This is a genomic window from Corynebacterium sp. HMSC036D03 (genome assembly GCF_001836185.1).
Taxonomy (GTDB): domain Bacteria; phylum Actinomycetota; class Actinomycetes; order Mycobacteriales; family Mycobacteriaceae; genus Corynebacterium; species Corynebacterium simulans.
Genome location: NZ_KV827738.1, coordinates 1 through 20,034, shown reverse-complemented (window position 1 = coordinate 20,034; position 20,034 = coordinate 1). Strand labels below are relative to the sequence as shown.

The 20,034-nt window shown below is 57.6% G+C and carries 18 protein-coding genes, 1 other RNA gene and 2 pseudogenes; 14 read left to right on the top strand and 7 right to left on the bottom strand.

What is annotated here, in order from left to right; all coding sequences use genetic code 11:
- From HMPREF2692_RS13255 to arsB, 4 genes and pseudogenes are all read right to left on the bottom strand, one after another.
- A pseudogene (locus HMPREF2692_RS13255) lies at window positions 1–196 on the bottom strand (hypothetical protein); the annotation flags it as partial.
- A gap of 407 nt (window positions 197–603) precedes the next feature.
- Window positions 604–1,662, bottom strand: coding sequence for a trypsin-like serine protease (locus HMPREF2692_RS06785; RefSeq protein WP_061921092.1), 1,059 nt, complete (start codon window positions 1,660–1,662; stop codon window positions 604–606).
- Between the two features lie 2 nt (window positions 1,663–1,664).
- Window positions 1,665–2,621, bottom strand: coding sequence for a DUF418 domain-containing protein (locus HMPREF2692_RS06780; protein ID WP_061921094.1), 957 nt, complete (start codon window positions 2,619–2,621; stop codon window positions 1,665–1,667).
- Window positions 2,622–3,173: 552 nt separating this feature from the next.
- Window positions 3,174–4,241, bottom strand: a complete 1,068-nt coding sequence (arsB, locus tag HMPREF2692_RS06775) for an ACR3 family arsenite efflux transporter (RefSeq protein WP_062035646.1) — start codon at window positions 4,239–4,241, stop codon at window positions 3,174–3,176.
- A 72-nt stretch (window positions 4,242–4,313) separates the two neighbouring features.
- Here arsB and HMPREF2692_RS06770 point away from each other — a divergent pair, with 72 nt between their 5' ends.
- Window positions 4,314–4,655, top strand: a complete 342-nt coding sequence (locus HMPREF2692_RS06770; protein ID WP_061921099.1) for an ArsR/SmtB family transcription factor — start codon at window positions 4,314–4,316, stop codon at window positions 4,653–4,655.
- Window positions 4,656–4,694: 39 nt separating this feature from the next.
- Here HMPREF2692_RS06770 and HMPREF2692_RS12660 read toward each other — a convergent pair.
- Window positions 4,695–4,931, bottom strand: a pseudogene (locus HMPREF2692_RS12660) (inositol monophosphatase family protein); the annotation flags it as partial.
- A gap of 472 nt (window positions 4,932–5,403) precedes the next feature.
- On the opposite strand from HMPREF2692_RS12660, the gene HMPREF2692_RS06765 reads away from it, so the two are divergent.
- A complete protein-coding gene (locus tag HMPREF2692_RS06765) occupies window positions 5,404–6,603 on the top strand; it encodes a S1 family peptidase (protein ID WP_062035645.1) in 1,200 nt (399 codons plus the stop codon).
- Window positions 6,604–6,676: 73 nt separating this feature from the next.
- On the opposite strand, the gene hisN is transcribed toward HMPREF2692_RS06765, so the two are convergent.
- Complete coding sequence (hisN, locus tag HMPREF2692_RS06760) at window positions 6,677–7,462, bottom strand: histidinol-phosphatase (protein WP_070823130.1); 786 nt, start codon at window positions 7,460–7,462, stop codon at window positions 6,677–6,679.
- Window positions 7,455–8,282 (bottom strand): inositol monophosphatase family protein, encoded by an 828-nt coding sequence (locus tag HMPREF2692_RS06755; RefSeq protein ID WP_070823128.1) that lies wholly within the window; start codon window positions 8,280–8,282, stop codon window positions 7,455–7,457. Before HMPREF2692_RS06755 ends, hisN begins: the two co-directional genes overlap by 8 nt.
- A gap of 68 nt (window positions 8,283–8,350) precedes the next feature.
- On the opposite strand from HMPREF2692_RS06755, the gene prfB reads away from it, so the two are divergent.
- From prfB to HMPREF2692_RS06695, 12 genes are all read left to right on the top strand, one after another.
- Window positions 8,351–9,463, top strand: a complete 1,113-nt coding sequence (gene prfB / locus HMPREF2692_RS06750; RefSeq protein WP_061921119.1) for a peptide chain release factor 2 — start codon at window positions 8,351–8,353, stop codon at window positions 9,461–9,463.
- 45 nt (window positions 9,464–9,508) lie between these two features.
- Window positions 9,509–10,198, top strand: a complete 690-nt coding sequence (ftsE, locus tag HMPREF2692_RS06745; protein ID WP_061921107.1) for a cell division ATP-binding protein FtsE — start codon at window positions 9,509–9,511, stop codon at window positions 10,196–10,198.
- On the top strand, window positions 10,199–11,101 hold the full coding sequence (ftsX, locus tag HMPREF2692_RS06740; RefSeq protein WP_070456360.1) for a permease-like cell division protein FtsX: 903 nt from the start codon (window positions 10,199–10,201) through the stop codon (window positions 11,099–11,101).
- Window positions 11,102–11,125: 24 nt separating this feature from the next.
- Complete coding sequence (gene smpB / locus HMPREF2692_RS06735) at window positions 11,126–11,626, top strand: SsrA-binding protein SmpB (protein ID WP_061921111.1); 501 nt, start codon at window positions 11,126–11,128, stop codon at window positions 11,624–11,626.
- Window positions 11,627–11,653: 27 nt separating this feature from the next.
- On the top strand, window positions 11,654–12,010 hold the full coding sequence (locus HMPREF2692_RS06730; protein WP_061921113.1) for a DUF488 domain-containing protein: 357 nt from the start codon (window positions 11,654–11,656) through the stop codon (window positions 12,008–12,010).
- A gap of 111 nt (window positions 12,011–12,121) precedes the next feature.
- Window positions 12,122–12,500: a transfer-messenger RNA gene (ssrA, locus tag HMPREF2692_RS06725) on the top strand.
- A 263-nt stretch (window positions 12,501–12,763) separates the two neighbouring features.
- On the top strand, window positions 12,764–14,413 hold the full coding sequence (locus tag HMPREF2692_RS06720) for an AbgT family transporter (RefSeq protein ID WP_070823125.1): 1,650 nt from the start codon (window positions 12,764–12,766) through the stop codon (window positions 14,411–14,413).
- Between the two features lies 1 nt (window position 14,414).
- Window positions 14,415–15,800 (top strand): M20 family metallopeptidase, encoded by a 1,386-nt coding sequence (locus tag HMPREF2692_RS06715; protein WP_070823122.1) that lies wholly within the window; start codon window positions 14,415–14,417, stop codon window positions 15,798–15,800.
- Window positions 15,801–15,984: 184 nt separating this feature from the next.
- On the top strand, window positions 15,985–16,998 hold the full coding sequence (locus HMPREF2692_RS06710) for a siderophore ABC transporter substrate-binding protein (RefSeq protein WP_062035635.1): 1,014 nt from the start codon (window positions 15,985–15,987) through the stop codon (window positions 16,996–16,998).
- A 68-nt stretch (window positions 16,999–17,066) separates the two neighbouring features.
- Window positions 17,067–18,071, top strand: a complete 1,005-nt coding sequence (locus HMPREF2692_RS06705) for an ABC transporter permease (protein WP_070823119.1) — start codon at window positions 17,067–17,069, stop codon at window positions 18,069–18,071.
- Window positions 18,061–19,104, top strand: a complete 1,044-nt coding sequence (locus HMPREF2692_RS06700; protein ID WP_070456347.1) for an iron chelate uptake ABC transporter family permease subunit — start codon at window positions 18,061–18,063, stop codon at window positions 19,102–19,104. The genes HMPREF2692_RS06705 and HMPREF2692_RS06700 overlap by 11 nt, the downstream gene beginning before the upstream one ends.
- Window positions 19,101–19,856 carry an iron ABC transporter ATP-binding protein gene (locus tag HMPREF2692_RS06695; RefSeq protein ID WP_070497429.1) on the top strand — a complete coding sequence of 252 codons (756 nt, stop codon included), beginning with the start codon at window positions 19,101–19,103 and terminating at the stop codon, window positions 19,854–19,856. Before HMPREF2692_RS06700 ends, HMPREF2692_RS06695 begins: the two co-directional genes overlap by 4 nt.
- Window positions 19,857–20,034 lie beyond the last annotated feature (178 nt).

The following is a 20,034-nucleotide window of genomic DNA, read 5'->3' as shown; positions in this document are numbered from 1 at the left end:
CCCCCGACGTGTCCACTTTCCGGGGGCCAGGCCCTTCCTCGCGCTCCTTGGCATTGAAGTTGCGCAGCACATAATCAGCTGGATCCTGGCGGCCCTGCACCCACGCCAGGCGCGGATACGCGGCAACAGATGACGCGCAAAGCTCTTCCAACGAGTCGGTGCCAGTTACATGGAGTTGCTCGTCTGCGCCAGGCACCCAGGGGTCATGCGGGCAGCCCTCGGCGGGGTGACGATTGCCACTCGGTCAGCGGCCAAACGGCGCAGTTCAACGTCGCATTTCACGACACCGCGCAGCTTTTCAACAGTCCGGTTCCAAACGTCGAACCCAACAGTCGGCGGGGTTTTCACTGACAGGTAAGCGCGACCGTCACCTGTCACACCCCACCCCTGCGGAGTAGGGCAGAGGTAGGAGGTCACCCGAAGGATGGTGCTCTCTTGTGTCTTGCTCCGTCCCGCATTCCATTTGCCCCATTCGTCTTCACGAGACACGACTTCACCAAATAGCAATTATGTGAATCACATCGTCGATTCTTAGTATGCACGATAAAAGCCGCCTACCCAGTACTTGCTGGGGAGGCGGCTTGTGGTTGTGGTTAGACGGTTCTACTGTCGGCCATTCCTAATGCGCGACCAGGCTGCTGCGATAACCAGGCCAACGCACGCGATGGCGAGGTAACCCCACATGTGATCGGCGCTGGTCTGAATGGTCTTTGGCGGAGCAGGAGTGTTCTCTGCGGTTAGGACGCTTTCTTTGTCGCGACCAGAGGTGACACCGTCAATCCAGTCGGCAGTGCCTGCGAGGGTGGTGATTGCCGCGCTGGGGGAGGGCAGATCAGGATCTCCATTGGAAGTTCCGGCGGTAGCAAGCCCGGCGAGCTTTCCATCGACGAAGAATGGTCCGCCGGAGTCGCCGCCCTGCATACCTGCGCCAGATACGGAATGTACGTCCAGGATGGCGCTTTCAATCATCGGCATCATGGCAGCGTCGGCTGGGATGCTTTCGGTTCCAGCAGGGATCGACTCGGTTTTGGAAGCATCTGGCTTAGCTGCATCTGGCATTGCTGTACCTGGCATGACGGATCCTGGCTGCATTTCCATTGATTCCATGGCACCGCCTGGAGTAGCCTCACCTGGAGTAGCTTCACCAGGCGCAGCCTCACTTGGAGTTCCTTCATCGGGGCCTCCGCCCAGCAGCTCATTGACGACCATCTTGGACATCGGAAGCTGTCCGGATCGGGCCATCGACGAGCTGCTGCTCCAGCCGTAGAGAGTTCCCACCTGTCCAGGTGTTGGAATATCGCGGGAGACCTTCGCCGGGGTTGCGTCAGTGACTTTTTGAGTCAGGTGAAGCAATCCTGCATCAGACATTGGAGACAGCGCCCAAGAATCGGCATCGTAGACTTTCCCGCCGATGCGGGCCTGGGTTCCTTCGTTGTTCACAGACTCTAGGCAGTGGCGTGCTGTGAGCACCCACTGCTCGGCAACTAGCGTTCCGGTGCAGTCACCGAAATTGCCGACTTTGCCGATCTTTAGCGCGGCCACAGAACTGCTTTCAGCATTTGCAGGTGCGGGTTCGCCGTTTTCCAATGCAAGAGCTGGAGTCGCAGTTAGAAGCAGGGTGCTGCTAACAATTGCTGCGATGGAAAAAGATGTTTTCTTCACGGTTATTTCCCTTTCCCAGAAGGAACAATGGCCTTGATTGCGGTGGCAACGAGTTTTTCGGCAGGGCCCTGACCCACAAACTTCTTCCAGAGACTTGCGATGACGAGGAAGAATACGATGAAACCTGCTGCAGACAGCGTGGAATGCAATGCAACATTCTGCTGCCAATAAGCCGCGGTGAGAACGTGCAGGACGTAAATGGTCAGCGACATTGTTCCCATGGCCGCGAATGGATAAACCGCGGTCGGGAAGCGGTCGCCTACGAAAAGACACAAATGCAGCACAACAGCGGCAATGGCGACGGAGAGAATGATTTCGCCGAAGACACCGGTATGTCCGGTAAATCGGAGCCAGCCAGCAATCTCGGGATCAAATCGGAAGTACATGCCGACGGCTGTGATGACAACGCTGACAGCGGTAATAATCCAACTCAACCGGGCATTAGCGCTAGTCTTGGAGGCAGAAGTGTCTTGCAGACGACCGCGTAGGTAGACGTCGTAAAGCAGCATGCCGCCGATGAAGTATGCAATCCACGCCAGTAGCGGATAAATCTGTGGCAGCGTCATGGGCGCGTACTTTATTGTTGCGCCGATAGTTGCGGCGATGAAGAAGCCGACTCGCCACCAGGTTCCGAGTGCTGGCATCCAGGAAACCAACATCATTACCAGACCCATGACGATGAGGACTACTTGAATTTCTCCACCGACCGGCAACAAGGCCAGGCCGATGAGAATAATCAGAGCGCCGCGAGTGATGAGGCGCAAGAAGGTGGTGCTGCTGTAATTTCGGCCGATAATCATCATGGTGGCGCCGGCAATAATGGCGAACAATGATGAAGGCAGGCCGGAGAGCACAACCTTTGTGCTCCAAAGCAGTGAGGCCATATGGACAATGATCATGCCGATGATGGCGAGTGAGCGCGCTATATCAAGCCCCACAATTCGTGAAGGTTTATTCACCTCAGTTTTCTCCTTGTACTACAACTTATCGGGAGGTGCTCTTCGGTAAAAAGCTCTCCCTATAAGCGTCTTAATCAAAACGACTTTCTAGTTGTAGCAACCGAATCTGGCAATACATTAGGTGATTTTGAGTAAAAACAGAGTGTTTCGTCTGTACATTCCCTGTGAAGCTAACGTGTTCAAAGAGCCCAGGGCGCGCGTAACCTAGTGGCCTGAGATCAATGCTGACGAGTTTCACTTAGTCCGAGGTGCCAGGCGTCTTCCTCGCGTATCTGTTAAATCATTGCCATTCCCATTGCTCTCGTGTCGGTAGGTAACGCGTGGCTGGCCCAACCCTGAACCTGCTTCCCACCTGGTGGGCAGCGGTCGCCGGCTATGCCCTGTGCTGGAGCATCATCGCCGATGAAGACAACACGATCTGCAGTCTGGAGAATCGTGGGGTCAATGGGCTTTGGTGATGCATCGTCTATAGAGGCGCCGATTTCTGCAACTGATTTGGCTGCAAGCGCATTGGTAGTAGTTTTGGGATTTTCTTCACTTCAGACTCCTTTTCTATAGTTTGTCCGGTACGGAAAGATCATTGGAGAAAAGGCGCGGCCCGAGCCAGCGGGTGACGTAGACAAGTGCAACGAGTACGGGAACTTCAATCAGTGGTCCAATCGTTCCCGCAAGTGCTTGCTGGGACAATGGGCCGAAGGTGCCAATCGCAACTGCAATTGCCAACTCGAAGTTATTTCCGGCAGCCGTAAAGGCAATCGATGCGGAGGTTGCGTAGTTCATGCTCGCGGTCTTGGCCGAAGTGAGAGCGATCGCGAACATGGCGAGGAAGTAGATCACTAGTGGCAGCGCCACTTTCGCAACGGTCCAGGGATTCTCAACAATCTGCTGTGACTGAAGTGCAAAGAGCAACACGATTGTGTATAGAAGGCCGGCAAGCGCCAATGGTGAGATTTTGGGCAAGTACTCATTTTCATACCAGTCGCGACCACGGGTGCGTTCACCAATTATGCGTGATGCCGCGCCAGTCAGAAGCGGAATGCCGAGGAATACCACTACGGATAGTGCGATGGCCCAAAAAGAAAAGGTGACGGAAGTGGTTTCCAGTCCCAACCAGGAGGGCAGAATCTGCAGGTAGAACCACCCTAGAACGCCGAACATTAGAATTTGAAATAGCGAGTTTACGGCCACCAATACGGCGGCGACTTCAGTATCGCCGCAAGATAGGTCGTTCCAGACCAAAACCATTGCAATGCAGCGGGCGAGACCGACGATAATCACGCCAGTGCGCAGTTCTGGACTATCGCTGAGGAATATCCAGGCAAGGATGAACATTAGTGCGGGGCCGAGAATCCAATTGAGGAAGACTGTAATGCCCATCAGCTTCCTTGATGTCAAAATTTTGCCCGTTTTGTCGTATCGGACTTTTGCGAGCGGTGGGTACATCATGACCAGCAAGCCGATGGCGATTGGTACGGAAATTGTCAAAATTTTTGCCTCTGCCAGCCAGTTCACAAGTGACGGTGCAATTTTGCCCAGGATGAGGCCAATTGCCATTGCAGCTGCAATCCAAAGCGGCAAGAAGCGATCTAGGAAGCTGAGTGACTTTGTAGTCTGTGCCATGGTTTCCGGTGTAATCGATATATCGATGAATGTCAATATGTCCAGAGTGGAGACCGTGTAGTCTCAACAGGTATGGACGAAATCTCAGCATGCTGCGCACTTGGCGGTCGGCCTCTCGACGCGGCGGAAGCGCAGGCTGCGGCAACGCTCTTCAAAGCGCTGGCGCAACCGGCGCGCCTGCAAATTTTGTCTCAGCTCGCTGCCGCTGGCTGTAGTCCGATGACCGTGGGGGAGCTGGCCTGTGTTTCTGGGCTTAGTCAGCCGACGGTATCGCATCATTTAAAGACCATGGCGGATGCCGGGCTGCTTACTAGGTCTAAGAGTGGACGGGTAGTAACCCATGAGGTACGCCCTGAGGTATTTGCTGAGCTGCGACGTATCCTGGATATCGGTCACGCGGACAGGAGATGGTGAGCCGCTGGTCGCAAATTGCGATAGGTCGGAAAACTCTGTTTACCCGTTCAAACGCTTGACGACGGCGTCGTGAAGCAACCCATTCGTCGCAACCGCATCCCCGCCGTGCGGCCCGGCGATACCCGCTAGAGAAATGAAGCGGCCGCCAGCTTCCTCTACCAGGGCTGCAAGCGGAGCCAGGTCCCACAGAGAAACTTCCGGCTCAGCGGCGACATCGACCGCGTCCTCGGCTACTAGGCAGTAGGAGAGAAAGTCACCGTAGCCGCGTAGACGCCATGCTCAAGCGGGAAGTCTTACGTGATAGGAAAGTCTTTGGCAATCCGATCGCCTGCCGGCAGGAAGTCTTTCGATGGTGCATGCGCTACAACACACACCGGCGACACTCGTGGTGCAATCTTGTAGCCCCTGATGTCTTTGAAACCGAGACTTCAGCGACACTGACCAAAGCAACATAGCTAACCCCCGACATGTCCACTATCCGGGGGCCAGGCCCATGGGGCCTGGCCCCTGTTAGGTAGACACCTTATATCCAGCCCGGTTGGGTTGGGGCCAGGCCCCTTTGACGTTTTACAAAGAAAACCTAGTACAGCGGCCATTTTTAGGTAAACCAAAGGTTTTGGGTACACCCGGAAACTGTGTAAACGATAACGGGTTGGAAACAGATGCAAACTAGGGCTTCGTAATACCTATCCGCGTGAAATGATGAGCCTTGCTAGACCAATAGCAAGATAGATAGAGGGATTTGTTCATGCTTCACATTCCGCACCTAAAGAAAGTCATCGTGGGCTCGGCTTTCGCAGGTGCGTTTTTCTTTGCGAGCCCCACAGCAGGCGCCCAAGAGCTGCCTGCTGCCGAGCCATTCGACCCAGCTGCCGCCGCGCATGCCGTGGTTAATCATGTCAACGATGAGTTTGCTCGCTTCGGCGCGCAATCTGGTTTAAGTGACATGCTGCAGACGCAGCAGCCTGCTGCGCAGACCCAGGCACAAGTGCAGGGCCAGGTTCAGAACCAAATTCAGGCACAGAATAAAGCGCTGAATTCGGCCGTCAACGATGCAGTGTCCCAGGCCCAGAACGCAGTGCAGCCGGTCATCGAACAAGCGAATGCGGATAGCCAGCAGTACGCGCAACCGCTGACCAACCCGAACCCGGTCGGCATGATTGAGCAGGCAACGCAGCCAGCTTTTAAGCCACAGGGCACGGATCCGAACTACGTCTGGAAGAACGATGCTTTCTCCAAGGCGGCAGCCGCTAAGCCCTTCGATGACTACGTGTTGCATCGCGTACCTGGTTCCTACTTCGACGCACCGCGCGTACCTGAAGAATCCAATGCGGCGTTGACGCGTGGAAAGTCCTTGTACGGCCCAGGTACGCCGCTGTATGTTCGTCAGGACACCATGTGCACCTTGACCGCAGCAGGCACCGACGCAGCCGGCCGCAAGGTAGGCATCACCGCGGGACACTGCGGCAACGTCGGTGACCCAGTTTCTTCCGCCGATTCCTGGCAGGTTGGCCCAACCGGCACCATTGCCTCCAGGAACGATTACCTGGACTACTCGGTCATCGAGTTCGGCTCCAAGGCTGAGGTAACCCGCAACTACAATGGCGTGCATGCCACGGAGGTTGGCGGCAATGTCAAGCCGGGCGCTGTCACCTGCAAGACTGGCGTCGCAACCGGCACTACCTGTGGCATGACCTACCAGCAGGCCAAGGAAGTCCAGATCAACCAGGTCTGCGCCATGGAAGGTGATTCCGGCGCACCGGTTATGTACAAGGGTCGCATCATCGGTGCAATCTCCCGCGGTCTTATCCCGGGTCTGCCTGATTGTCGCACCCCGCTGCAGGGCGCTCTGCACGATCCGACCGTAGCGATGAACATGGACGCAATCCTTGCGGACATGAACCGCCGCGGTGGGGTAGGAGCAGGCTTTACGCTCCCGCAGAACTAGTCTCTCCCACAAAACGGCTACATGCCCCGCGTTTGAAGCGCGGGGCATGTAGCCGTTTTAGTGATTGTTTTGTCTAGTGCAGTTTCAGCGCTTCCAGCGCTGCCGTGTGCAGCAGGCCGTTGCTAGCCACCGAAGAGTCGTGGTGCGGGCCGGCCTCACCGTTGAGGCCGGTGAACTTACCACCCGCCTCGGTTACCAGCAGAGACGGCGCTGCAAGATCCCAGAGGGAGACCTCAGGCTCTGCCGCAATGTCGACTGCGCCTTCTGCCACCAAGCAGTAGTTCCAGAAGTCGCCATAGCCGCGCAGACGCCAGGTCTTTTCGGAGAGTTCCACGAAGCAATCACGCAAACCGCGCTTAGCCCAGCCTGCCAACGAGCCCATGGCCAGAGAGGCGTTTTCGAGCTGGTCAATCTGCGAGACGTGTAGACGCTTTGGCTCGCCGCCGAATACGCGGTAGGCGCCGCCGCCCTTGGCGGCGTACCAGCGACGTCGCAAAGCAGGCGCGGAAATCACCGAAACCACAGGCTCACCGTCTTCCAAAAGAGCAATCAGCGTGGCCCATACCGGCACGCCGCGCACGAAGTTCTTGGTGCCATCGATTGGATCGATGACCCACTGGCGGCCCTTGAAGGTGGGGGTGCCACCGAATTCCTCACCTAAGACTTCGTCGCGCGGACGGGAGCGCTTGAGAGCCTCACGAATCTGCTTCTCGCAGGCCAAGTCAGCGTCAGAAACCGGGGACATATCCGGCTTGTCCTTGACCGAAAGATCGGAAGCCTCAAAGCGGTGCATCGTGATGACATCCGCGTGACCTGCCAGCTCGAGCGCGAGGCCTAAGTCTTCTTTGAACTTACCCACGGAGCCATGCCTCCATTTGATCGACAACCTGTTTATTACCAGCGATGCACCATTCCACACCGCCTGCTTCTACCTTGCGGGCGGCGCCACCTGCGGCCTCCACCAGCGCTTTGCCCGGGAACCAATCCCAGTCCGCGACGCTGTGCTGCATCCAAGCACCCCAGGTGCCGTCGGCAACGCTGGAGAGGTCCACGGAACCGGCGCCGAGCATGCGAACTGTAGCAAAGTGCTCGGACACACGCTGCCAGGCCGCGCGGATTTCTGGGTCCTGAATGGATGTAGGGTGCAGGTAGGTTGCCATGCTGGTTTCATTTGCCGGTTTATCCTGCAGCTTGGCGACGTCCTTTCCATCACGGGAAGTAGGAAAGCCACGGCCGCCGAACCAGGTGTAGCCCATGGCGGGGCGGTGCACTGCGCCCATGATGACGCCCTCGGCGTCGGTAAGCGCGAGCGCCGAGCACCAGTAATCCGAGCCAGATGCGAAGTTATAGGTACCGTCTACCGGGTCGATGACCCAGTTGCGTCCCGAGGTGGAAGGGCGGGTAGCGCCCTCCTCGCCGAGGATGCCGTCCTCGGGGCGCACCACCTCGAGCACGCCGGCAACGAAGCGCTCGGTGGCGCGGTCTGCATCGGTGACGACATCAGAAATGGAGGTCTTCTGATCGACGTCAATGCCCTGCTCACGCATGCGCCATGCTAGGCGGCCTGCGTTGTAAACGAGTGCCTGCGCAAGGTGTGCGTCGGTATCGTCTACGTGAGCTACCAGAAAGGTTTTGGTGATCGCGTCGATCATCTCATTCAAGCTCGGCTGTTGAGTCATGGAGCTATTGTCCCGCTAAATGCGGCCGATGGCTAATTGTGTGTGCTGCGCAGGTAGACTTAGGCGCTATGCGTCCCGAACAATCAGCCCGTCTTGCCGAATTGGATTCCACCCTTACGACCATTGAAAAGGTCATGGATCCTGCAGCTTTAGCTGAGCAGGTTCGTGAGCTCGAGGCTCAGGCTGGTGACCCCTCTTTGTGGGATGATCCGGCCCACGCGCAGCAGGTGACTTCCGCGCTTTCGGCCGCGCAGGCCAAGATTCGCAAGCTGGAATCGCTGCGTTCGCGCGTGGACGATATGCCGGTTATGTACGAGTTGGCGGAGGAAGAGGGGGACACCTCGCTTGCCGACGACGAGCTAGACGAGCTGGGCACCCTCATCGAGGCGCTGGAAGTGACCACGATGCTTTCGGGCGAGTATGACCCGCGCGAGGCCGTTATTAACATCCGTTCCGGTGCAGGTGGCGTGGATGCGGCGGACTGGGCTGAGATGCTCATGCGTATGTACGTGCGCTGGGCGGAAAAGAATGGCCATAAGGTGGATGTCTACGACATTTCTTATGCAGAGGAGGCGGGCATCAAGTCGGCCACCTTCGTGGTGCACGGCGAGTACATGTACGGCCAGCTTTCTGTAGAACAGGGCGCCCACCGTTTGGTCCGCATCTCGCCCTTCGATAATCAGGGTCGGCGCCAGACCTCCTTCGCTGAGGTGGAGGTGCTGCCGGTGGTGGAGCAGACCGACCATATCGATATTCCGGATGCGGACGTGCGCGTCGATGTCTATCGCTCTTCGGGCCCTGGCGGCCAGTCAGTTAATACTACGGATTCCGCGGTGCGTCTGACGCACATTCCGACCGGCATCGTGGTGACCTGCCAGAATGAAAAATCCCAGATCCAGAACAAAGCCTCGGCGATGCGCGTGCTGCAGGCCAAGCTTTTGGAGCGCAAGCGTCAGGAAGAACAAGCGGAGATGGATGCGCTCGGCGCAGGCGGTAATGCCTCGTGGGGAAACCAAATGCGCTCGTATGTCCTGCATCCGTATCAGATGGTCAAGGACCTACGCACTAACTATGAGGTGGGCGATCCATCGAAGGTGCTCGACGGTGACCTGGATGGATTCTTGGAGGCCGGAATCCGCTGGCGTATGGCTGAGGCGCAGAAGGAAGAGCAGGAAAGTTAGGTTTTACACTTTCTGTTGTTAACTCATGTTGCTAATGTGGCTTGAGTGATCACCTTTGAAAATGTGTCCAAGGTTTATAGAACGTCGACAAGGCCCGCGCTTGACGACGTCTCGTTTCAGATCGATGACGGCGAATTCGTCTTCCTGATCGGGCCCTCCGGCTCCGGTAAATCGACATTCCTACAGCTGATGGTGCGTGAGACGAATGTTTCCTCCGGCGACATTCACTTCGGCGATTTCCACGTCAATGCGCTGAAAGGCCGCCAGATCAATCAGCTGCGCCAGTCCATCGGCTACGTCTTCCAAGACTTCCGCCTGCTGCCGAAACTGAACGTCTACCAAAACGTGGCCTTCGCGCTCGAGGTCATTGGCAAGAAGAAGTCCAAGATCGACAAAGCGGTTCCAGAAGTTCTGGAAATGGTGGGTTTGGGTTCCAAACAGCACCGCATGCCGCACGAGCTTTCCGGTGGTGAGCAGCAGCGCGTTGCCGTGGCGCGTGCCTTTGTTAACCGCCCCAAGTTGGTCCTTGCAGATGAGCCGACGGGCAACCTGGACCCGGGTACTGCCTCGGAGATTTTGGGATTGCTATCCCAGATCAACCGCCGCGGCACCACAGTCATCATGTCTACGCACAATGCACGTGCCGTCAATGATGCCCGCCAGCGCGTCCTCGAGCTGCACAACGGCAAGCTCGTTCGCGATGAAGACCACGCACTGTACGGAGAGGCTCTGTAAATGCAACTAGGACTAGTTTTACGCGAGGCTTTTAAGGGGCTCGGCCGCAACCTGACCATGACGGTGGCGATGGTTATCACGACCGCCATTTCCGTAGCGCTGGTCGTCGCCGGCGTGCTGGTGACCAACATGACCAACGACACCAAGGAGATCTACTTGGAGCGCGTGGAAGTCATGGTTCAGCTCAATGAGGACATCTCAGCAAACGATCCGGAATGTAGTTCTCCGGAATGCGCTGACTTGAAGAAGCAGCTGGAAAGCGACGACGACGTGGAATCGGTGACTTATCGTGACCGTCAGGCGTCCTACGACCGCTTCGTCGAGCTCTTCAAGGAGACCGATCCTGTGATGGTGGAGGAGACCTCTCCCGACGCGCTGCCAGCGGCCTTCCACGTCCGCTTGGTCGATCCCACGGATACCGCGCCAGTCGACGCCATCAAAGACAACCCGGCAGTCGGCGAAATCATTGACCAGCAAGAAGAAGTCCGCGGTGCCGCCCATAACTTGGACGCCATCCGCAATGCCACCTTCGTGCTCGCAGCCGTGATGGCAATCGCAGCTATCTTCCTGATCGCGAACATGGTTCAGATTGCTGCTTTCAACCGCTCCCGTGAGACCTCGATTATGCGTATGGTGGGTGCATCCCGCTGGATGACCCAGGCTCCGTTCGTGCTGGAAGCACTCCTCGGAACGCTGATCGGCGTCGTGCTCGCTGGTGTGGGCATCTCCGTGGGTAAGTCCGCGGTGGTTGACCCCTCGCTGAAGAATCTCTACGAATCGCAGCTTCTGGCACCGATTAAGAGCTCGGACATTTTGGTTGCTCTGCCTATCGTGGGCGTATTCGCACTGATCTTTGCTGCACTGACGGCGCAGATTACCCTGCGCGCTTATGTGCGCAAGTAAGCACCGCGTATAGTTGTAGAAATTATGGCGAAGAAGGCAAAGAAGAAAGCAGCGGTCGATAACAACACGACCCTAGCCACCAATCGCCGTGCCCGTCACGATTACAAGATTCTCGATACCCTCGAATGCGGCATGGTCCTGGTGGGAACCGAAATCAAGTCAATGCGTGAGGGCAAAATCTCGCTCGTCGATGCGTTCGCAACCATCGACGACGGCGAGGTTTATATCCGCAACCTCCACATCCCTGAGTACTCGCAGGGGACCTGGACAAACCACTCGCCAAAGCGCACCCGCAAGCTGCTGCTGCACCGCCGTGAGATTGACAAGCTCATGGGGCAGGTGCGCGATGGCAACAAGACTCTGGTGCCGCTCAAGGTCTATCTGAAAGATGGCCGTGCCAAGTGCGAGTTGGGCCTTGCCCAGGGTAAGCAGGACTACGACAAGCGGGAGGCCATCAAGCGCCGCGATCAAGACCGCGAAATCACCCGCGAACTGGGGCGCCGCATCAAGGGAATCAACGCCTAAGCGCCGCCACGACGTAGCCTGGGTGCCATGATTCATACGGCAAAGGCACACGACGTCGTCAAGGGCGAGACAAAAGTAACCGGCAAGTCGGTGCTCGTGGACAGGCTCTGGCCGCGCGGGATAAGCAAGGATGACTTGGCGCCGGACTATTGGCTCAAAGACGTAGCTCCCAGCCCTGAGCTGCGCAAGTGGTGGAACCACGACGCGGATTCATTCGATGAGTTCTCCAAGCGCTATAAGTCTGAGCTTGACGCGAACGACGCCGAAGATATGGAAAACCTGCGCCGCCTCGCAGACAAGGGTGCAGTAACGCTTATCTTCGCCGCCAAGGACCGCGAGGTAAACCACGCTACAGTGCTCAAAGATTGGCTGGATGCGCAGTAGGGCAGCGATGAACCACATAGGGTTTATGCCGGGGACTTGAGCCCTAAGCCGGTGTTGGAGTAGCGTAGAGCAAACCGCAGAGAATTGCACATACCCGCTCTGTAGGTTAATGGGGTCGACTTGGTTTCGACTTCGTACATTGAGCCAGGGGAAGCGTGCCGGTGCAGGCTGGAGACCACCGTAAGCGTCGCAGCAACCAATAAACGCAGAGAAGAACTCTCAGCGTGACTACGCCCTCGCTGCCTAATTTCAGCGACGCGTGTCTGTCAGCCCAGGTTTAGTTCCTGACCTGGTTCCTGGCATCGACTAAGGAACTTGCCTTTCTGGTTTGTTGTTCGGCCGGAAGGGGACTTCTAGAGCAACTGGGCCCATCATCCGGAACGTGTTTGCCCGTGCCGGAGGGCCGAGTAGAGATCCTGTGCAAACTGCGCACGGAGAAGCCCTGGCGAGGTGACGAAGGACCCGGGTTCAATTCCCGGCGGCTCCACCACTTGCCCCAGCTAAACGATGTTTAGCTGGGGCTTTTCTCATACCTGCGCTGTTAGCGCGGCGTCGCGAAGCCTGACCTGCATTCGAACCATCGAAGCGGCTCACAAGCACCAGTTTGGCTGCATTTGATGGTTCGAATGCATGTTTCTTTCGTACGGAAATCAAAAGTTGGCAGTGGCAATTGGGCCAAGATTGAGATGTGCCTCACTTTTTCAATGTAGTGTATGTTACATTGCAAAGAATCTTTGATGAAGGAGGCCACCCATGCCTGTCGCAGATAAGACAACGCGTGCCCCTCAATCCAGCGCTAGCCCTGCAAAGGCTGCGAAGAGCAAGCCGGCCACGGGCGGTTGGCTCGATAAGTTTCTCAACGGCGTTGAATACGTAGGCAACAAGCTGCCAGAGCCGTTTACCATCTTCCTGATCCTGTTCCTCATCACCGGCGTTGCTTCTTCCATCATGGCGTGGATGGACATCAAGGTGCAGGTGCCTGGTTCCGATGAAATCCAGCCCGTCAAGGGCTTGTTCACCGGCGAGGGCATGTCGTGGTTTACCACCACGATAGGCGAGAATTACATCAACTTCCCGCCGCTGGTTACGGTGCTGCCCATCATGTTGGCAGTCGGCGTGGCCGAGCGCTCCGGAATGCTCTCCGCCCTCATTCGCAAGCTCTTCGGCTCTGCGAAGCCATGGCTTTTGCCTTACGCGGTCGGCGTCATTGGCGTGACCGCATCGGTCATGGCTGACGCTGCCTTCGTTATCGTTCCGCCACTGGCGGCGATGGTGTTCAAGGCAGCCGGTCGCCACCCTGTCGCAGGCCTCATCGGTGGCTTCGCTGCCGTTGGCGCTGGCTACTCCACCGCACTGGTCCCAACCTCCTTGGATGCGCTGTTCGCAGGTATTACCACCGCGGTTATGGAGACCCTGCCGGGCATGGAGTTCTCTGACGTGAACGCAATGTCCAACTACTTCTTCAACGTGGCATCTTCCATCGTTCTCGGTGTCTTGGCCGGTTACATCACTGACCGCGTCATCGAGCCGCGCATGTGGAAACAGGAAGTGCCTACCGAAGAGGACATCGATCCGGAAGAGGCCGCACACCGCGGCGACCGCGACGAAAACGGCGAGGAGCTCTCCGCAGAGCTTTCCCCGACTGAAAGCAAAGGCCTGGTGTGGTCTGTAGTTGCCACCGTCATCGTTACCGCGGCACTGTTGTTCGCCATTCTTCTGCCAGAATCCCCGTGGCGTAACGAGACCGGCGGCTTCCTGCCGAAGTCTCCGCTGATGAGCTCCATCGTTTTCATCGTCTTCCTGTACTTCCTCGTGCTCGGTGTGGTCTACGGCAAGGCCGTGGGCACCGTCAACGGCATCAAGGACGTCGTCGACATGATGATTGGCTCGCTGAAAGACATGTTGAGCTTCCTCATCCTGGCCTTCATCTTGGGCCAGTTCGTGGCGCTGTTTGCGTGGACCGGCATCGGTACTTTTACCGCGGTCAAGGGCGCGGCATTCCTGGAATCCATCGGTCTCACCGGCTTCGGCGCGGTCTTCGCGTTCATCGTCCTGGCCTCGTGCCTGAACCTGCTCATCATCTCCGGTTCTTCGATGTGGACCCTGATGGCGGCAGTGTTCGTTCCGATGTTCGCACTGCTGGGCTACGAGCCGGCCTTCATTCAGAGCGCTTTCCGTGTGGGTGACTCTGCAACTCAAATCATCACTCCGCTGAACCCGTACATGATCGTGATGCTAGGATTCCTGCAGCGCTACGAGCCGAAGGCAGGCCTGGGCACCCTGATGTCGCGCCTGATGCCATACGTGGTTCCGTTCTTTACCGCGTGGGCAATCCTGCTGGCCATCTGGTTCTACGCAGACCTACCGCTGGGGCCGGGCAACAACATTTTCATCGAGGGATAACGTGTGCGATAGCGACAATCACGCAAGAAACAATCCATCAACGGCATATTTGGAGGCCACGGAGCAGCTCATTGCGCAGCGCGTGGCGGCCGCCCAAGCAGCCAACGCGGGAGCACAAGCATCCCTGGCTGAGGCTTATGCGGGGCAGGACGTGCTGTGGAAGGCGGCGTCGGAAAGCGCTGACGCCAACCGCGAGCTTGCCGCCCACATCGTGCAGGATTTGCATGCTCACCCAGAGACGGCCTTCGAGGAGCACCGCTCGATGGGCATGCTTGCCGACGTCGTGGAGCAACGCGGTTTCCCCGTCCGACGCGGTGTTTACGGGGTGGAAACCGCTTTCGAGGCGGAGTGGAGGAGCCCGAATTTCGATGCGTCATCTCATCCCACCGTGGCAATCATGGCCGAGTATGACGCGCTGCCCGGTATCGGGCACGGCTGTGGTCACAACGTCATCGCTGCCGCGGGCGTGGGCGGATTCCTATCTGCGGTCGAGGCGCTGTGTAAGAACGGCGGCGTCGAGGGGCGCTTGCTGCTGCAGGGCACCCCGGCCGAGGAGGGGCATTCGGGCAAGGAGTACATGATCCGTGGCGGCAGCCTTGACTCCGTGGATGCAGCGATGATGATCCACGGCTTTGGCTATGACATTGGCTCGCACGCGTGGGTCGGGCGCCGCAGCGTCAACGTGTACTTTCGCGGCGTGGCGGCGCACGCGAGTTCGCAACCTTTCATGGGGCGCAACGCCCTCGACGCAGCATCCTTGGCCTACCAGGGCATTGGCCTGATGCGTCAGCAGATGCCTCCGAGCGATCGTGTCCACGCCATCATGGGCGGGGGAGCGCGACCTTCGGTGATTCCGCGTGAAGCCTCGATGCACATCTATGTGCGTTCCTTGGGTAACCAGACCCTCATGGATTTGTCCCAACGCGTTAACGAAATCGTTGAGGGGGCTGCGCTAATGGCCGGCGTCCAGGTCGATGTCGAATGGGACGAGCACCCGATGACGCTGCCGGTGCGCAACAACGAGGCGCTGGTGGAGCGGTGGACACGCACGCAAACGCTGCGCGGAAGGACGGCGCTTCCCGCGGGAACCGTGCCGGAGACCCTTGCCGCGTCCACGGACTTCGGTAACGTCTCGCACCTTGTGCCGGGCATTCACCCGATGGTCAAGGTCTCTCCGTCCGACATTGCCCTGCATACCGAGGACTTCGCTCGCTGGGCCGCAACGGATGCGGCTGTCAATGCCGCAGTGGACTCCGCAGCAGGCTTGGCCCAAGTAGCGATCGACTACTTGGCGGACACGAAAATGCGCGCGGCAGCGAATGCGGAGTTTGCCGAACAGGGCGCTGTTTCGGTGGCGGATCTCTTGGCAGAATCGGCCGCGGACTAAGCGCCGAGTAGGCGCCGAGTAGGTTTTCTTGCACTGTGCAAGGGGGTGGGGGTAACCGCCTCTTTGCGCAGTTCAACCTATATTTTATTGCATTTGTAGGCTTACCTAACAAAAGCTGCTTGAAAGGTAAGGCTTACATCAGTTAGGTTAGGCGAGTATTTGAAAACCTTTCGAAAAGGACATCATGACCGCCAAGATTCGTCGTTCTCTCGTCGCGTCCGTCGCAGCCCTGTCGATGGCTCTGACCGCTTGCTCTTCTGCAGAAGAGTCCACCTCCGGTTCTTCTGACACCTCCGCAGCGTCCTCCTCCGAGACCACGGAGATCACTCTCGAGGACAACTTCGGTGAGAAGAAGATTGCTGCCCCGGTTTCTGCCCCGGCCGTTACGGACAACCGCGCTTTCGAGATTCTTGCTGACTGGGATGTCAAGATTGCCGCCGCACCGCTGAAGCTGGTTCCTTCCACCGTGCGCGATGTCTACAACAAGGACACCGTCGCAGCTGACCTCGGTTCCCACCGCGAGCCGGATCTGGAATCTCTCGTCGCTGCGGAACCGGATGTGGTCTGGAATGGACAGCGCTTCGAGCAGCACCAGGAAGACATCGAAAAGCTGGTGGAAGATGTCCCAGTGCTCGACTTTGAGCCGCGCGATGACAAGGACTTCTTCGAAGAACTCAAGCGCCACACCGAGGCACTGGGCCAGACCTTCGGACACGAAGAGGACGCAGCCAAGCTCATCGAGGACTTCGACGCAGCCGCAAAGCGCGCCAAGGAAGCTTATGATCCTTCCAAGAAGGTCATGGCAGTAAACACTTCCGGTGGCGAGATCGGCTACATCGCGCCGAAGATCGGCCGCACCTATGGCCCGGTTTTCGACCTCATCGGTATGACCCCGGCTCTTGAGGTTCCGGAAGGAACCGATGACCACGAGGGCGACGACATCTCCGTCGAGGCAATCGCTGAGTCCAACCCGGACTGGATCCTCGTCATGGACCGCGACGCAGCCGTCAGCAAGGAAGGCGAAGAACACGTTCCAGGCGACAAACTCGTTAACGAGAATGCTGCGCTGAAGAACGTGACCGCAGTCAAGGAAGGCAACGTCTACGTTGCCCCGGCTGATACCTACGTCAACGAGAGCATCATTACCTACACTGAGATCCTCAACGCTCTGGCTGACGCCTTTGAGAAGCAGTCCTAACCTGCACAAATAGAACCGAAACCGGAACGCCGAAAGGCTTTCCGGTTTTGGTGTGAAAGAGATAAATTTTGACTTCAGCAGAGAAAACCGCGGTTCAAGAAGCACCACCCGCGCGCCGTTCCCGCGGCAAGCTTTTTACTTGGAAGCTGTTGCTCGGCGTCGTGGCTGTAGCGGCGTTGCTCTTCCTTTCGCTCATGGTGGGGGAGTATTCGATCCTTGATCACGACGACGGCCGCGACATGTTTATGACCACGCGCATTCCGCGCACCATCGCCCTGGTGCTCGCGGGCGCGGCGATGGCGATGAGTGGTTTGGTGATGCAGCTGCTCACCCAGAATCGCTTCGTTGAACCCACGACAACGGGTACCACGGAATGGGCAGGCCTCGGCCTTCTCTTTTCGATGATCGTGCTCCCGCACTCGTCGGTGCTTGGCCGCATGGTCATTTCTGTTGTGTTCTCTTTCATCGGCACGATGGTCTTTTTCGCTTTCTTGCGCCGAGTCACGTTGCGCTCCTCGCTCATCGTGCCGATCATCGGCATCATGCTGGGTGCCGTCGTCAGCGCGGTGTCCTCTTTCGTGGCTCTGACCACCGACAAACTGCAGCAGCTGGGGATCTGGTTCATGGGCTCGTTCACCTCCGTGTACGAGGGCCAGTACGAGGTGCTGTGGATCGTGTTGTTGGTGCTGCTCGCGGTGTTCTTCTACGCGGACAAACTCACGGTCGCAGGCTTGGGCGAAGAAATCGCCACCAACGTGGGCCTGAATTACAACCAAATGATCCTCATCGGCACCGGGCTCATCGCTGTGGCCACTGGCGTGGTCACCGTGGTCGTGGGTTCCCTGCCTTTCTTGGGGCTTATCGTTCCCAATGTGGTGAGCATGTTCCGCGGCGATGACCTGCGCTCAAACCTTCCTTGGGTATGCCTGCTCGGTATTGCCACGGTGACATTGTGTGACCTCCTCGGCCGAACCGTCATTTCGCCGTTTGAGCTGCCCGTATCCGTCATCCTGGGCGTGGTCGGCGCGGCTGTCTTCGTATTCTTGATTGTGAGGTCCACCCGTGAGCGTTAAGACAGAGCAGCGCACAGGCGACGTCGCCAAGCAGCGCTATGTGGGCTCCTTCCAGTCGGCCAAAGCAGCGCGCAAGTACTGGCTCATCTTGGTGGCGCTCATCGTGGCGGGCGCACTCTTCGCGTTTGGCCTGCTGGCGTATGACAACCCCATGGACTTCGGAACGCGTAAGTGGTGGCTCATCGCGCAACGCCGTGCCGACGCCGTGACCGCCATGGCTATCGTGGCTGTGTGTCAAGCCGTTGCGACCGTGGCCTTTCATACGGTCACCAATAACCGCATCCTGACCCCGTCCATCATGGGCTTTGAATCGCTCTACGCGGCGATTAATACTGCGACCATCTTCTTCCTAGGCGCCACGGGTCTCACGGAAGCCCGCAACATGGGCACCTTCCTGTTCCAGATGGCAGTGATGATTGTGCTCTCGCTCATCCTGTACTCGTGGCTGCTGACAAACCGCAGCAACAACATGCATGCGATGCTATTGGTCGGCGTGGTCATTGGTGGCGGACTTGGATCGCTGTCCACTCTGATGCAGCGCATGCTGACACCCAGCGAGTTTGACGTGCTGACGGCGCGACTGTTTGGCTCGGTCAACAATGCTGAGACTGAGTATTATCCCATCGCAATTCCACTGGTGATTGCGGCGACGGCGTTGCTTTTCTTTAATTCCCGCCGCCTCAACGTGCTCTCGCTTGGTCGCGAGGCTGCCACCAACCTCGGCGTGAATCACAAGTTCAACGCAATCTTTACTCTGATCCTGGTATCAGTTCTCATGGCCACCACCACCTCGCTCGTAGGTCCCATGACCTTCCTCGGATTCTTGGTGGCAACCTTGGCCTACCAGTTCGCGGAAACCTACGACCACCGATACTTGTTCCCCATGGCCATCGCCACCGCCTTTGCTGTGCTCACGGGTGCGTACTTCCTGATGCAGCACGTCTTCTACGCGCAGGGCGTTGTATCCATCATCATTGAGCTTGTCGGCGGCTCGGTATTCCTCATCGTCATTTTGCGAAAGGGCAGACTGTGATCACACTCAATAACGTTGCGAAGACCTATTCCCACGAGACGAACATTGGCCCAGTGTCCCTCGACATTCCGGCCGGCGGTATCACCGCGCTTGTGGGGCCCAACGGTGCCGGCAAGTCCACGCTGCTGACGATGGTGGGGCGTTTGCTCGATATCGACGAAGGCACCATTGAGGTCGCTGGATTGGACATCACCTCTACCAAGTCCCAGGACTTGGCCAAGATTTTGTCCATCCTACGGCAGGAGAACCACTTCATCACGAAGCTGACGGTGCGTCAGCTCGTGGGGTTTGGCCGCTTCCCGTACTCGCATGGCCGCCTGACGGCTGAGGACGAGGAGATCATCTCCAAGTACATTGACTTCCTTCACCTCAGCGATTTGGAGGACCGCTACCTGGATCAGCTCTCGGGCGGCCAGCGTCAGCGCGCGTATGTGGCGATGGTCCTGTGTCAGGAGACTGATTACGTTTTGCTGGACGAGCCTCTCAACAACCTTGATATCGCGCACTCCGTGGAAATGATGAAGCACCTCAAGGAGGCCGCGCAGAACTTCGGGCGCACGATCATCATCGTCTTGCATGACATCAACTTCGCTGCCCGCTACGCCGATCACATCTGTGCGGTGAAGAATGGGGAAGTGGTGGCCTTCGGTGATCCGGAGGAGGTCATGCGCGATGAGGTGCTGACCCCAATCTTCAATACGCCCATCACGGTTATCGACGGCCCCGACGGTCTGTTGGCCTGCTATCACTAACTGCTTGACGACGTCGCCCCCTCTGGGCGTTGTTTGATACGCCAGGTTTGTCTCCGAAATTGTGGATTTACCTGGCGATTTGTGTACTAACACTAGTGCGCGCTAAATTATTTCAAGTCGCAACGAGGTGTCCGCAAGGTTAACAAGTTGTGGTTCGGATGAATTTTTCTTCTTCGAT